The following is a 13,453-nucleotide window of genomic DNA, read 5'->3' on the forward strand; positions in this document are numbered from 1 at the left end:
GGCGGAAAAAATGCGTAACAGACTAAAAATCAGTCATTATTTCTGCATGTGGCGCAGATGATACCCTGGCCGAAGCCGCGCGCCTTGCCCATTGGCGCTTCTGCTTCGGCCCGCAGCGCGGTCAGGCTGCCCCGCGCCAGCAACCGCCCGGCGACGAGCGGCGCGGCAAAGCTGGTGCCGCGCACCGCGCCCTTGCCGCCATCGCTTCGCGCCGCGTTCATATCCGCCCCCGGCGCGGCAAAATCGACATGGGCGGCGGGCCCGGCTTCGGGTAGCAGCCGCCCGCGCCCGTCGATCCCCGTGACAGCAATCACCCCGGCATAGGAGGCGGGATAGGCGGGGGGTGCGGCCGGGCCATCATTGCCGACGGCGGCGACCACGGTAACGCCCTTGTCGCGCGCCAGCCGGATCGCGCCTGCCAGCAGCGGATTGTCCGGCCCGACCAGACTGACCGTGACGACCGGCACCCCGCGCGCCGCCATCCAGCCCAGAGCGCGCACGATCGCAAAGGCGCCGCCGCCAGCCGGATCGTCGCCATAGACGTCAGCGACCAGCAAAGCCGCGCCCGGTGCCGCGCCGCGCACGCTGCCCGTGCCGCTGATCAGCGAGGCTACCGCCGTGCCATGGGCGCTGGCCCTTGGCGCACCGCGCGCAAAGCCGCGCTGTTCGATCGGCCCGCTCAGCGCCGGATGCCGCGCGACCCCGCCGTCGATCAGCCCTGCCGCGCCGCGACCGACCGTGCCGCTGCTTGCCAGTCCTCCCGCCGCCGCGCCGCTGGCTGACCCACCGGGGAAATAAAGATTGTCGGCGCTGGCCTGCGCCTTCGGGGCGATGCGGCGCACATCTTTCAGCGCCCGCGCCAGACTGCGACCCTGTGGCACTTGCAGCCGTGCGATGCTGAGGCCCAGCCCCTCCACCGCCTCGCTCTCTACGCCAAATCCCGCGGCCCTCAGCGCATCCAGACTGGCTGCATCCGCACCGGTCAGCAATATCACCCCGCGCCGTGCCGGCTCACGCCGGTCGTCCAGCTCGACCATATCGCCATGCCGCCGGAGCAGATCGCCGATCCGCGCCGCCCGCGCCGCGATCAACGTATCGGCCAGCCGTGCCGGAGATAGGCGCTCCAGCCCGCTGCTTTCAATAACGCCACCGACCTGGTCCAGCAAATCGGGTACGACCTGGCCTACCGGACCGCCCAGCAATTGCGCCTGCGCGCCCGGTGCGATCAGGATCAGCCCCGCGATCATCCATGGGCGGGTCAGTCTCATGTCGCTCTCACCGGTCCTTTCGGGTGCATAATGATCCATCGCACAAATATTTCCGTTTTTTCTTCGGCTGTGGGATGAAACGACCGGGCAGGCCCGTTTCATCCCCGGAACATGTGATTGGAGGCCCGATGTCGTTCGAGCATGATTTGCTGGCGATCCTGCCCAGGCTGCGGCGCTTTGCCGCCAGCCTCTCGCGCGATCGTGCCGATGGCGACGATCTGTGCCAGGCCGCGCTGGAGCGGGCGCTCAAGGCGCGCGACCAGTGGCAGCCCGGCACCCGCCTCGACAGCTGGATATATAGGATCATGCGCAACCTGTGGATCGACGAAGCCCGCGCGCGTCAGCGGGCCGCCAAAACCTTTGCCCCGGCAGAAGCGGGCGAGCATGTCGGCCATGCAGGCGACCGGGATATAGAGGCGCATGTCCATCTGACCGACGTCGACCGGGCGATGCAGGCGCTGCCCGACGAACAACGCGAGGCTATCGCGCTCGTGCTGGTGGAGGGGCTGTCCTACAAGGAAGCCGCCGCCGTGCTGGGGGTGCCGATGGGGACGCTGACGTCGCGGCTGGTTCGCGGGCGCGGGGCGCTAATCGAACTGATGGGGGAAGCGGCATGACCGACATTGACGAAGCCATGCTGATCGCGCTGGTCGATGGCGAATTGGACGAAGTGACCCGCCGCCGCGTCGATCGCGCTGTGGCGGATGATCCGGCGCTGGCGGAGCGACTGGCGATGCACCGCCGCTTGCGGGAGCGGCTGGCGGGCCATTATGCGCCGATCGCGCAGGAGCCGGTGCCGGGGGCGATGCGCGCGCTGGTGGAGGAGAGCGCCAGGGTCGTGCCGCTGGTGCGCCCGGCGCAGCGCTGGCGCGGTTGGGTGACGGGCGGGGCGATTGCTGCCAGTCTCGTTCTGGGCCTCAGCCTTGGCCGCCTGACCGGCAGTGAGGGCGGCCCGATCGGCCTGCATGATGGCGTCATGGTCGCGCAGGGCGCGTTGGCGCAGGCGCTCGACACCCAGTTGGCGTCGGCGCAGGGCGACGCGGCGATCCGTATCGGCCTCACCTTTCAGCGCAAGGGCGGCGGCTGGTGCCGCAGCTTCGACGGCGCGGTCGCGGGCGTCGCCTGCCGCGAGGGCGATGGCTGGTACGTGCAGCAGGCGTTGCCGGGTGCGGGGCAGGGGCGTGCCTATCGGCAGGCGTCCTCCAGCGACGCGCGGGTCATGGCGACGGTGGACGCGCTGATCGACGGTGCGCCGGTGGATGCAGCGGCGGAGGCGGCGGCGCGAGGGAAGGGGTGGCGTTGAAACCATTACCCGTTCGCCATCAGCTTGCCGAAATACACCCCGGCTGAAGATTTAGTCCGTCGCGCCTAGACATGCGCCACTGCATGACCGGCGCAACAGGCCGCCCGGCTGGCTTCCACATAGTCCGCATCATGCCACCAGATATGCTGGTGGGCGTCGGCCAGCATTGGTAGCACTGGCGTCAGGTCCGCTTGCGGCCTGACGCCCACGAACGGGGCCATCAGCGTGTCTGGCGTATGGATCACGCCGTTCGCCAACACCTGCCGCACATTAGCGACTGCGCTGACGTCCTGTAACGGATCGCCCTCGACCAAAATCAGGTCCGCCAGCATTCCGCGCGCGATCCGGCCGATGGGTTCGTTCAGAAACTCGCCCGACCAGCGCGTCGTCATCATCAGGGCGTCGAGCGGGGATACGCCATATTTCACCATGCCGCGCAGGTTGAGGTGCAGGCTGATCGCGGTCAGGTCTATGGGGGCGTCGGTGCCGGACAGGGGGTGCCATCCGGCTGCCAGCATCTGCTTGATCTGCGCGACCTGCCGCTCCAGCGATGCCAGCATCACCGGCCCGCCTTCGCCCGACATGGCTTTCACCCGCCCGGTCAGCTTGGCGAACTCCCACGATGGATAAAGGGTCGTGATCCGGGGGTCGCGGGTGAAGCTGTCATCCAGCCCCAGCAGCGCAGTGGCGGCGAACAGGGTTGGCGTCCGTCCGGCCTTCGCCGCCGAGAACAGGTCATTGACGTCATGATAGCCGCCGCCCAGCGCGGTGACCGTGCGAGAATAGCCGTAGCGGTTGGTCGCGCCGGTATGTTCCATGCAGTCCATGCCGCTGTGGAGCGCGGGATAATGATAATGGGACGACAGGTGCATCCCCATGCGGTGGGAGGCGTCGACTACCTCCTTTTGCGTATCGTGGCGCAGGCGGACATAGGTTTTGACCATGTCATAATCGAGCAGCCGCGCTCGCTCCAGTTCCAGCGCCATCTGCCCTGGCTCGGTCACAGGGCGCATGAAATTGTAGAAGATGCGCCCGCCGTCGATCGCCTCGCCAGTGGCGTAATGGCGCGCGGCGACGCGCCTGCCGCTCTGGATCGCCTCACGGTCCTCGACCATATGATAGGCTGGGCAACCGGGGGATCGGGTCGCGGTGATGCCCATCGCCAGCCACAGCCGCCCCATCCGGTCGCCATAGCCATAGCCCGCCATCTGCCGATGGGTGTGCATGTCGATCAGGCCCGGCATCAACGTCAGGTCTGGCGCGTCGATGAAGCGGGCATTGGCATCGGACGGCGCGCCCCCACCGTGCGGCGTGACCGCGGTGATGACGTTGCCGTCGATCACCACGTCCACGCCGCTTTTGTAGGTCGGGGACAGGGCGTCCCAGACCTTGCCAGCCCTGATGACGGTGCGACCCGAAGGCTTGGCATTGGCCCATGTCAGGCGGCATGGCACGGTCTGCGGCTTGCCGCCTGTGACCGGCACCAATCGCAATTTGCCGCCGCTTAGATACAGGAGCGACCGGGAATCACCGCTCCAGCTTGGCGCGTCGGCGAGTTCCGTGCTGACCTGGCGCGGCGTGCCGGTGAAGCGACCGTCCGGCGCGACCGGGGCGACCCATAGGGTGCTGGCGAATATGAACGCCATCGACTTGCCATCGGGCGACCAGACCGGCCCGTCATGGCCGCGCGTGCCGAGCGACTTGCCATCGAACACCGGGCGATAGGTGCCTTTGCCCGTGGCCAGATCGACCGACAAGATCTGGCTTGATCCCTCACGATAGCGGCCCGTCACCGGCTTGAACGCGGCATAGGCGATGGTTTGACCATCCGGGCCGAAGCTTGGGCGTCCCGGTTCCCAGATCGCATCGAAGCGTTTGCGCACAGTGCCGGTCGCGACCTCCACCGTATGCAGCGCGCCTTCCTGATCCAGAAAGGCGATCAGCGTCCCGTCCTGCGACCAACTGCCCCAGGCGACCGCCTTGTCGGGGATGTTGGTCAACTGCCGTTCCTTGCCGGTACTGACGTCATGCAGCCACAGGTCGAGCGTGCCGCCCTGGTCGCAACTATAGGCGATGGTGCGGCCATCGGGCGACCAGGCCGGATCGCATTTGTGGAAGGCATCGCCGACGAGGATGCGGGGCGCGCCGCCGACGGGCATCAGATACAGATCATTGAGCGCGGCAAAAACGATCTGGTTGCCATCGGGCGAGAGCATGGGCGCGGCGATGCCGACCACCGGTTTGGGCGTGGTGGAGGTGAAGTCTCGCGCCTTCTTGGTGTAATCGGGTGTCGTGACCGGCACCTGCGTGGTGAACGGCACGATGCTCGCCTTGCCATCCTGCCATCGGCGCAGCTTGCCGCCGGAGCCGTAGAGGATCGCGCCGTCTGCGGTGAAGGCGGGTCGGAAGGGGTAGAGATCCTCTCCCGCGATCACATCCTTGCCATCCACCACCAGCGTCACAGACCCCGGCTGGACGCGGGTATAGACGATGCGCCCGTCTGGCGCGAAGGCCGGGGCCATGATCGCGGAAGGGTTGAAGCGGTCGGGGGAGGGCGGCACCGATGCGATTTCGGTCACCGCGCCTGTTATGACATCGGCCACGACCAGTTTCGTGCCGCCCGCGACATAGGCGACGCGCTGGCCATCGGGCGACCAGCAGGGTTCGCTGTCATTGGTTGTGCCTTTTGACAGCGGCGTTACCCGGCCCGACGCCACGTCCAGCAGATAGATGGCATAGCGCCCGTCGGCCCGGTCGCTGGAAAAGGCGATGCGTTTGCCATCGGGCGACCAGCGCGGTTCGCGATCGTCCAGCAGCCCGTCCGTATGCTGGCGCATGTCGCGGCCATCGGCCGCGACCGACCAGATGTGGAAATTGCCGCTGCGATAGGATTGGAAGGCGATGCGCGTCCCGTCGGGCGACCAGTCGGGCTGGGCGAGATCGTCAAAATCGCCGGTCAGGCGTTTGAGCGGCCCGCCCGCGACTGGCATCGTCCATAATATGCCGAGCAGATCGAAGGCGATCCGGCTGCCGTCGGGCGACAAAGTGAGCGCGACATTGGTGGCGTCCTCGACGCTCACCATAGTCTCCTTGCCCGTTGCCGGGGCGCGGGCATCGCCCACCGCCCCGGCGCTCCCCGCAGCCAGCAAGCCGATCCCGCCCGCCGCGATCGCCTCGCGACGGCTGACGCCCGATCTGCTCGTCATGCTCAGAACTCCAGATTCAGGCGGCCATAGTAAAAGCCCCCGCTCGTCCCATAGGGCGAATATTGATTGTAGAGCGAGAAGCCATTGCCCTGCAGCGCGACCGGCAGCTTGTTGGGATAGGTGTTGAACAGATTGTTCGCGCCTGCCGACAATTTGATCCCCTTGCGCAGCTCGACCCCCAGTTCCAGGTCGAAGATGACCTTGGGATCGATCTTTGCATCCAGTGCGGCGGTGGTTGGATGCACCTGCGTGATCGTGCCGTATCGCGTCGCGCGCAGGTTCAGGCTGGCTGGCCCCTTGGTCCACAGGACATTGCCGATCAGCTTGTCGCGCGGCATCCCCTTGGTGAAATCGCCCTGCTTGGACCGGCCGATCAGCACGCCGACCCCGGCCAATTGCGGGGCAAGCGGGTCGATATGGGTGAAGATCGTCTTGTTGAAATTGGCCGACAGGCTGATCATGGCATTGCCCAGATCACCCAAGTCCGCGCGATAGCTGCTGACGATATCCAGCCCGCGCGTCCGCGTGTCCGCCGCGTTGGAGAAATAGAAGCCGCCCGCCGACGATGTGATCCCCGCTGCCGCCAGCACGGCCCGCACGACCGGTCCCTGCAATGTTTCGGACAGAAGGATGCGGTCCTTGATCTTGATCTGATAGGCATCGACCGTGATGTTTAGGCGCGGGGCCGGGGTGATGACGATACCGCCGGAGAAGTTGGTCGATTTTTCCGCCTTTAGCGGTTGAGCGCCCAGCGCGATCGCGGCCTGCGAGTCTACGGGCAGCGCCGACACCGGCAGCAACACGCCGCCGACATTGATCGTGCTGGCTGACGAATAATGCTGTTGTTGCAGCGTCGGCGCGCGGAAGCCGGTGCTGGCAGTGCCACGGAAGGCCAGCCCCTCGAACGGGGCGATGCGGATCGATGCCTTGCCCGTGTCGGTGGTGCCGAAGTCGGAATAATCCTCATGCCGTCCGGCCAGCGCGACCTCGACCCCCTGAACGATCTTCTGTTCCAGGTTGATATAGGCGCTCCAGTTGTTGCGGCTCCATTTGCCCGCGGCAGAGAGCGGGAAGCCGGTCACGCCCTGCGACCCGGACGTGCGCAACACCCCTGCATTGGGACCGGTCGTGGAGCGATAGCCCCCGTCGATATAGGATTCCGGGTCACCCGCGCCGATCGCATAGCTGTTCCAGCGATATTCCGCGCCCACGGCGATCAGCAGTGGTTCGGCCAGCCCCACTTCCAGCGTCTTTTGCAGGTCGAGATTGCTGGTCCACTCCTTCGCCGTCACCGATCCGATATAGAGGTTGGTCGGGCTGGCCGGGCCAAGCGAGGCGTTGATGACGCTCGATTCGCGATATTTCACCCAGTTGCGCGAAAAGCTGCTCGACAGGTCATAATGGAGCGTGTCCGACAGGTCGCCGCGCAAGCCCCCGGACACCTGCAAATCCTCGTCATAAATATGCAGGTGCGGGCTATAGCCATTGGGGAAGAGTTCGGGGATGTTGTTAGGCGCATCGGGGAAACGATAGGTCAGCCAGGCGTCCGAATGACGGCGCGAGGCTGTGCCGAACAGATAGAGTTCCACCGCTTCGCTGACCGGCAATGCGGCATCATAGGAAAAATTGATCCCCGACACCTGCGGCTGGCCGCCCTTGTTGACGTTGCGATCGACGGTTGCCTCGCGCGGGTCGGCGACACCCGCCGCCGGGCCGGGATAGAGCGACCCAATCTTGGCGTAGAATTGCCCCGGATTGAGCGCGCTGCGATAGGTACGCCCCTGAAGGAAGGCGTCCAGCGTCACATGGACATGGCCGCCATCGCCAATGCCAAAGCCCTTGCTGACCTGAAACCGGCCCTGTTCGCCGCCGCCATCGGCGGTGCCGCCGCCCAGCAGCGACGCGCTGCCCGCTGTGTCGCTTTTCAGGATGATGTTCACGACGCCTGCGATCGCGTCCGATCCATATTGCGCCGACGCGCCATCGCGCAGCACCTCGATCCGTTCGATCGCGGTGGAGGGGATCAGGTCCAGGTCCGGCGGCGACTGGCCGTTCTGGGTGGTGCCGTTGATGAACAGGGTGGCGGTATTGTGCCGCCTCTTGCCGTTGACCAGCACCAGCAACTGGTCGCCCGCCAGCCCGCGCAGCGACAGCGTCTTGACCGCGAAACTTGCGCCCGCGCCGCTGTTCGACACGTTGATCGACGGCACCAGCGTGCCGAGCAGGTCGCGCACCGACTGCTTGCCGCTCGCCTCCAGATCCTTGGCACCCAGCACGTCGATCGGCGCCAGACTGTCGGCCACTGTCCGCGCGGTCGCGCGCGTGCCGGTGACGATGATCGGCGTTGAATCCTCGATCGGTTCGGGGGCAGGCGCGAGCGCGGCCGGGGCAGCGCTGCCCGCGACGCTCGCCTGCGCGAACTGGAGCGAAAGGGGGCTGCGTCGTGCGACGCTGCGGTTGGCGGGGGCGGCGAGCGCGATGACGCCAACACCGGCCTGTTCCATCTTCAGGTCCGTACCCGCCAGCAGCCGCGCCAGCGCGTCCTGCGTCGACAGCCAGCCCTGAATCCGGCGGCTGCGGATAGCCGCCACCTCATCATAGGGAAACAGGATGCGCACGCCCGACTGGGTTGAAAGCTGGCGCAGCGCGCTGCTGAGCGGCTGGACGTGAATATCGAACTTATGACGCTGGCTCAGCGCCAAATCCTGTTTTGCAGCTGCGAAGGCTTGGGAAGAAGGCACAAGGCAAGACGCCAGGCAAAGCCCGGTTAACGCATGAATAGCACGCATGATCTGTTCCCCTGGAAGGCAGCATCTGGGCTGCTCTGTCCCTTTGAAACGAAGCAAAGGTAGCAATCCGCTATGCTTTTCCCAAGGTCGCAACCATGGAATGTTTCTCAACAGCTTATGACTGATGCAGAGGCTATTTGGTGATGCTGCAATGCAAAAATATTAATGCGGACCAGCTCAGTCGTTGGTCTGGAGAAACCAGCGATCCGTGCCTTGCAGGCCAATTGCGGTCAGTCGCCCCGAATAATAGGCGCCGGTGTCGATGCCGATCCGGTTGGGCTGAAGATCGACATCATCCGTGATGCTATGGCCATGCACGATCATCCTGGGATGTGCGCCGCCATGGTCCAGAAATTCGCGCCTGATCCAGCGCAGGTCCGCGCCGTTTTGCGCCTCTATCGGCACCCCCGGCCTGATCCCGGCATGGACGAACAGATAATCGTCCATTTCGACCTGATCGGGCAGGGCGTCGAGAAAATCGACATGCTCGCGCGGCACATGGTTCAGCATCCATGTCGCAATTTCTTCATCGGTCATGACATGAAACAAGATCGGGTCCAGTCCGTAACTGGCCAGCGTGGCGGCGCCCTCCATCCGGCGAAAGACCGGCACTGCCCGCACTTCGCCCCGTGCCGCCAGGACGAAAATTTCCTCATGATTGCCCTTCAGGCAGCGCACATCGCCGCCCGACGCGACCATGGCCATCACCCGGTCGATCACTTGCCGCGACGATGGACCGCGATCGACCAGGTCGCCGAGCAGCACGATGTGCGGGGGCATGGCACCCCGCTCGGCATCGTCGCGCGCGATCAGTATCAGCAGGGCGTCGAGCAGGTTGGCGCGGCCATGCACATCGCCAATCGCATAGACGCGGCGGTCGCCCACACTCGGCGGAGGCGATGCCTCAGTCGGCGTCCCGCGTGCCAGCCATGTCCGCAACCATTTCATGGGTCACAGTCTGGCACGTCGTCACAGGCGCGGCAACGTCACGCCCTGTTGCCCCATATATTTCCCCGCCCGGTCGGCATAGCTGACCTCGCACGGCTCATTCCCTTTCAGGAACAGGAACTGGCACGCGCCTTCATTGGCGTAGATTTTGGCGGGCAGGGGCGTCGTGTTGGAAAATTCCAGCGTCACATGCCCCTCCCAGCCCGGCTCCAGCGGGGTGACGTTGACGATGATGCCGCAGCGGGCATAGGTCGATTTGCCGAGGCAGATCACCAGCACGTCGCGTGGCACCCGGAAATATTCGACCGTGCGGGCCAGCGCGAAGCTGTTGGGCGGGATGATGCAGCAGTCGGTCTTGCGATCGACAAAGCTGTTGGTGTCGAAATTTTTGGGATCGACGATGGTGCTGTCGATATTGGTGAAAATCTTGAACTCGTCGGCGACCCGCGCGTCATAGCCATAGGAGGACAGGCCATAGCTGATACAATTGTCGCGCCGCTGGCTCTCCACGAACGGCTCGATCATGGCGTTGGTCAGCGCCTGTTCGCGAATCCACTTATCCGACAATATCGACATGGGATGTTCAGTTCTTCCTGACAGGAGTGATGCCCAGGTCGGCGGGACCAAAGGCATGGGGCAGCAATGCTGCGACTGTATGTTCGACGATCTGCGCGCCGTCGGGCGTCGCGCAATAGATGGCCAGCGGGCGTCCGGCTATCTGTTCGGCTTCGTTCATGACCTGGCGGCAGCGGCCGCAGGGGGTGACGATCGCCGCGCCAGCGCCATCCATCGCCCCGCCGACCACGGCGATGGCGGCGACATCGGCGAAGCGCCCCTGCGCATTGACGGTCGCCAGCGCAACCGTTTCTGCGCAGAGAGACAGGCCGTAACTCGCATTCTCGAAATTGCAGCCGGTGACTATGCTGCCATCGGTCAGCCGCACCGCGGCGCCCACGGCAAAGCGGCTATAGGGCGCATGGGCATTGGCCATCGCCGCGCGCGCCGCCGTCACCAGTTCCGCAATCTCTGCCTCGCGCGTCATGGCGCCACCACATCCCATCTGACCGGACCGTCGATCCCGTCGATATGCCGCATGTCGCTGGCTGTCCACATCACCCAGCGCCTTGTGGCATAATCGGGAGGGAAGAAATTGCCGTCCAGCCATAAGGTTCGGTTGATGCCGGAGCCGACATCATAACGCTTGTCGAAATCCTCGGTCACGTTGAGCAGCACCGTCTTGCCCGCATGGCTTTCGACCAGATTGACCAGCGTGTTCAACTCCGACAGCAACAGGTCGCGGCCCGGCCGCGCGGTGCAGGTCGGGTCGAAGGCCAGCCGGATGACTGGGGGCAGGGCGGCGTTATCGCGCGGCACGGTGGTCATGAAACGGGTCGCCTGATCGCTGGCGAGGCGGCACAGGCTGAATTCCAGCATCGCGCCATAACGCATCCCGGCGGTGCGTACCCCGCGCCAGTTGGCGGCGAAAGCGGGGTCGCGCCAGTCGGCACCCTTGGCCGCGCGGATATAGGCGAAGTCCGCCCCCTGCGCCGCCAGCGTGCCCCAGTCGATCGGGCCATTGTCGGAACTGACGCTCAGCCCCTGCACCGGATAGTCGCCCCGGTCCGGCGCCCAGTTGCGGGCATAGAGGAACAGCGCCAGCGCCAGCGCCGCGATCAGCGCCAGCGTCAGCCCGACGCGGACCAGCAATCCCCCCAGAGTCAGCCGTCCGATTGTCCTTACCCCTTGATATGCAACACGCAGATCAGCGTGAACAGGCGGCGGGCGGTGTCGAAATCGACCGCGATTTTGCCCTCCAGCCGCTCGCGCAGCATTTCTGCTGCATCATTGTGGATGCCGCGCCGGGCCATGTCGACCGTCTCGATCTGGGCGGGCGAGGCATTGCTGATCGCCTGATAATAGCTGTCGCAAATGGCGAAATATTCGCGGATCGGCCGGCGGAAGCGGCCCAGTCCCAGAATGACGGCTTCGAGCGCGCTGTCATCCTCGCGGTTAATCTCTATCACCAGCCGCCCGTCCTCGACCCGCAGCACGACCTTGTATGGGCCGGCATAGCCGTCGGCATGAACGCGCTGCGGCGCGAACATATTATCCTCCAGCAGGTCGAAGATCGCGATGCGCCGTTCCTGTTCGACGTCGGCATTGCGCCACAGGATCGTCCGCTCGTCGAGCTTGATGTCTATGATGCGCGGGTCGGCCATATTGCGATCAGCCTCAGTGCGGCGGCAGGCCGCGAAATGCAAGGGGGAGTTATCCACAGCTACCCATCGTCGTTTCGACCTTGGGCCTTGCACAGGAACGGCGGGCGGAGGAATAGAGAGCCATGGTCGAACTGGTGAAAATGAATCCCGCCGCCGAAACCGGCGCGCCTGAACTCCCTCGCAATGTGGAGGCGGAAGCGGCGCTGCTCGGCGCGCTGATGATCGACAACCGGCTGGCGGAGGATGTGCAGCTCAAGATCAAGGCGGAGCATTTTTTCGAGCCGATGCACGGTCGCATCTATGATGCGATCATGAAGCTGCTGGACCGCGACATGGTCGCCAATCCGGTGACGCTCAAACCCATGCTGGATCAGGACCCGGCGCTCAAGGAATTGGGCGGCGCGGGCTATCTGGCGCAACTGACCGGCAATGGCGCGGCGCTGATCGGCGCGCGCGATTTCGCGTCGCAGATCTACGACCTCGCCTTGCTACGACAGCTTGTCAGTGTTGGCAGGGAACTGGTTGAAAATGCAATGGATACGAGCGAGGATGTCAATCCCCGCGAACAGATAGAGGCAGCCGAAGTCGCGCTCTACAAAGTATCCGAAGGGGAGGGCGAAAGCGGGTCGGTCAAGAGCTTCCTTGCCGCGTCGACCGCCGCCGTGCAGGTTGCCGAACGCGCGCTCAACAGCGGCGGGCATGTGTCGGGTATCACCACTGGGATCAACAGCCTGAATGCCAAGATCGGTGGTCTGCACAATTCGGACCTCATGATTCTGGCGGGCCGTCCGGGCATGGGCAAGACCTCGCTGGCCACCAACATCGCCTATAATGCCGCGTCCCGCTGGCTGCGCGACAATGCCGACGGTATTCCGCCGGAAAAGAATATGGGGGCCAAGACGGCCTTCTTCAGCCTCGAAATGTCGGCTGACCAGTTGGCGACCCGCGTGCTGGCCGAACAATCGGGCATCAGCGGTGAAGCGCTGCGCATGGGCAAGATCAGCCGGGCCGATTTCCAGAACCTGTCCCGCGCCGCGCGCGAGTTGCAGGAACTGCCTTTGTTCATCGACGATACGCCGGGCCTGACCATCGCCGCGCTGCGTACCCGCGCGCGCCGCTTGAAGCGCCGCCATGATGTTGGCTTCATCGTCGTCGACTATCTCCAGCTGTTGCAAGGGACGGGTCGCGGCAATGAAAATCGCGTCAACGAGATTTCGGAAATTTCCCGTGGTCTCAAGACCTTGGCGAAGGAACTTCATGTGCCGGTGTTGGCGCTGTCGCAGCTCAGCCGCGCGGTCGAACAGCGGGAGGACAAGAGGCCGCAGCTATCGGACCTGCGCGAATCCGGCTCGATCGAGCAGGACGCTGACATGGTCTGGTTCGTGTTCCGTGAGGATTATTACGAAGCGGCCAAGGAGCCCAAGGTCGAGGATGAAGCGGCTTACGCCATCTGGCGCGAAAATATGGACCGCATCTATGGCCTGGCCGAAGTGATCGTCGCCAAGCAGCGCCACGGCTCCACCGGCCGCATCCGCATGAAATTCGACGCCCGCATCACGCGCTTCTCCGACGTGGCGGACGACAGCTATCAGGATCTGGATTACGAGTAAGAAGTTCCTTCCCGGCACGGGGAGGGGAACCACGAAGTGCTGGAGGGGGCGTGCTGCTTGGCGCAGCGCTGATACGCCATCCCCCTCCGTCGGGCTGCGCCCGCCACCTC

General features: G+C 64.9%; 11 protein-coding genes. 3 read left to right on the plus strand and 8 right to left on the minus strand.

What is annotated here, in order from left to right:
- Positions 1-29: 29 nt before the first annotated feature.
- Positions 30-1,307, minus strand: a complete 1,278-nt coding sequence (locus Q0D44_RS01550) for a S8 family serine peptidase (protein ID WP_294131364.1) — start codon at positions 1,305-1,307, stop codon at positions 30-32.
- A gap of 89 nt (positions 1,308-1,396) precedes the next feature.
- Here Q0D44_RS01550 and Q0D44_RS01555 point away from each other — a divergent pair, with 89 nt between their 5' ends.
- Both Q0D44_RS01555 and Q0D44_RS01560 read left to right on the plus strand, forming a co-directional pair.
- Positions 1,397-1,885 carry a sigma-70 family RNA polymerase sigma factor gene (locus Q0D44_RS01555; RefSeq protein WP_217675058.1) on the plus strand — a complete coding sequence of 163 codons (489 nt, stop codon included), beginning with the start codon at positions 1,397-1,399 and terminating at the stop codon, positions 1,883-1,885.
- Positions 1,882-2,571, plus strand: a complete 690-nt coding sequence (locus tag Q0D44_RS01560) for an anti-sigma factor (RefSeq protein ID WP_294131368.1) — start codon at positions 1,882-1,884, stop codon at positions 2,569-2,571. The genes Q0D44_RS01555 and Q0D44_RS01560 overlap by 4 nt, the downstream gene beginning before the upstream one ends.
- A gap of 65 nt (positions 2,572-2,636) precedes the next feature.
- Here the strand turns inward: Q0D44_RS01560 and Q0D44_RS01565 are convergent, their stop codons facing one another.
- The 7 genes from Q0D44_RS01565 to Q0D44_RS01595 all read right to left on the minus strand — a co-directional run bounded on the left by Q0D44_RS01565 (position 2,637) and on the right by Q0D44_RS01595 (position 11,733).
- Positions 2,637-5,777: an amidohydrolase family protein gene (locus Q0D44_RS01565; RefSeq protein ID WP_294131371.1), complete on the minus strand. Its 3,141-nt coding sequence runs from the start codon at positions 5,775-5,777 to the stop codon at positions 2,637-2,639.
- 2 nt (positions 5,778-5,779) lie between these two features.
- Complete coding sequence (locus Q0D44_RS01570; protein ID WP_294131374.1) at positions 5,780-8,566, minus strand: TonB-dependent receptor; 2,787 nt, start codon at positions 8,564-8,566, stop codon at positions 5,780-5,782.
- Between the two features lie 177 nt (positions 8,567-8,743).
- Complete coding sequence (locus Q0D44_RS01575) at positions 8,744-9,514, minus strand: metallophosphoesterase (RefSeq protein ID WP_294131377.1); 771 nt, start codon at positions 9,512-9,514, stop codon at positions 8,744-8,746.
- A gap of 21 nt (positions 9,515-9,535) precedes the next feature.
- Positions 9,536-10,090 (minus strand): dCTP deaminase, encoded by a 555-nt coding sequence (gene dcd, locus Q0D44_RS01580; RefSeq protein ID WP_217675064.1) that lies wholly within the window; start codon positions 10,088-10,090, stop codon positions 9,536-9,538.
- A 7-nt stretch (positions 10,091-10,097) separates the two neighbouring features.
- Positions 10,098-10,556 (minus strand): cytidine deaminase, encoded by a 459-nt coding sequence (locus tag Q0D44_RS01585; protein ID WP_366008798.1) that lies wholly within the window; start codon positions 10,554-10,556, stop codon positions 10,098-10,100.
- Entirely contained in the window at positions 10,553-11,221 is a 669-nt protein-coding gene (locus Q0D44_RS01590; RefSeq protein WP_294131383.1) for a GH25 family lysozyme, read from the minus strand. Before Q0D44_RS01590 ends, Q0D44_RS01585 begins: the two co-directional genes overlap by 4 nt.
- A gap of 29 nt (positions 11,222-11,250) precedes the next feature.
- Complete coding sequence (locus Q0D44_RS01595) at positions 11,251-11,733, minus strand: UPF0262 family protein (protein WP_217675067.1); 483 nt, start codon at positions 11,731-11,733, stop codon at positions 11,251-11,253.
- A gap of 122 nt (positions 11,734-11,855) precedes the next feature.
- Between Q0D44_RS01595 and Q0D44_RS01600 the strand changes: the two genes are divergently transcribed.
- Positions 11,856-13,343: a replicative DNA helicase gene (locus Q0D44_RS01600; RefSeq protein WP_294131390.1), complete on the plus strand. Its 1,488-nt coding sequence runs from the start codon at positions 11,856-11,858 to the stop codon at positions 13,341-13,343.
- Positions 13,344-13,453: the final 110 nt, after the last annotated feature.

The sequence above is a fragment of the Sphingobium sp. genome, assembly GCA_023266575.1.
Taxonomy (GTDB): domain Bacteria; phylum Pseudomonadota; class Alphaproteobacteria; order Sphingomonadales; family Sphingomonadaceae; genus Sphingobium.

Excerpts from the sequence above, each read along its gene's own strand:
- Q0D44_RS01550 (WP_294131364.1), bottom strand. The coding sequence starts at position 1,307 with ATGGATCATTATGCACCCGAAAGGACCGGTGAGAGCGACATGAGACTG.
- Q0D44_RS01555 (WP_217675058.1), top strand. The coding sequence starts at position 1,397 with ATGTCGTTCGAGCATGATTTGCTGGCGATCCTGCCCAGGCTGCGGCGC.
- Q0D44_RS01560 (WP_294131368.1), top strand. The coding sequence starts at position 1,882 with ATGACCGACATTGACGAAGCCATGCTGATCGCGCTGGTCGATGGCGAA.
- Q0D44_RS01565 (WP_294131371.1), bottom strand. The coding sequence starts at position 5,777 with ATGACGAGCAGATCGGGCGTCAGCCGTCGCGAGGCGATCGCGGCGGGC.
- Q0D44_RS01570 (WP_294131374.1), bottom strand. The coding sequence starts at position 8,566 with ATGCGTGCTATTCATGCGTTAACCGGGCTTTGCCTGGCGTCTTGCCTT.
- Q0D44_RS01575 (WP_294131377.1), bottom strand. The coding sequence starts at position 9,514 with ATGAAATGGTTGCGGACATGGCTGGCACGCGGGACGCCGACTGAGGCA.
- dcd (WP_217675064.1), bottom strand. The coding sequence starts at position 10,090 with ATGTCGATATTGTCGGATAAGTGGATTCGCGAACAGGCGCTGACCAAC.
- Q0D44_RS01585 (WP_366008798.1), bottom strand. The coding sequence starts at position 10,556 with ATGACGCGCGAGGCAGAGATTGCGGAACTGGTGACGGCGGCGCGCGCG.
- Q0D44_RS01595 (WP_217675067.1), bottom strand. The coding sequence starts at position 11,733 with ATGGCCGACCCGCGCATCATAGACATCAAGCTCGACGAGCGGACGATC.
- Q0D44_RS01600 (WP_294131390.1), top strand. The coding sequence starts at position 11,856 with ATGGTCGAACTGGTGAAAATGAATCCCGCCGCCGAAACCGGCGCGCCT.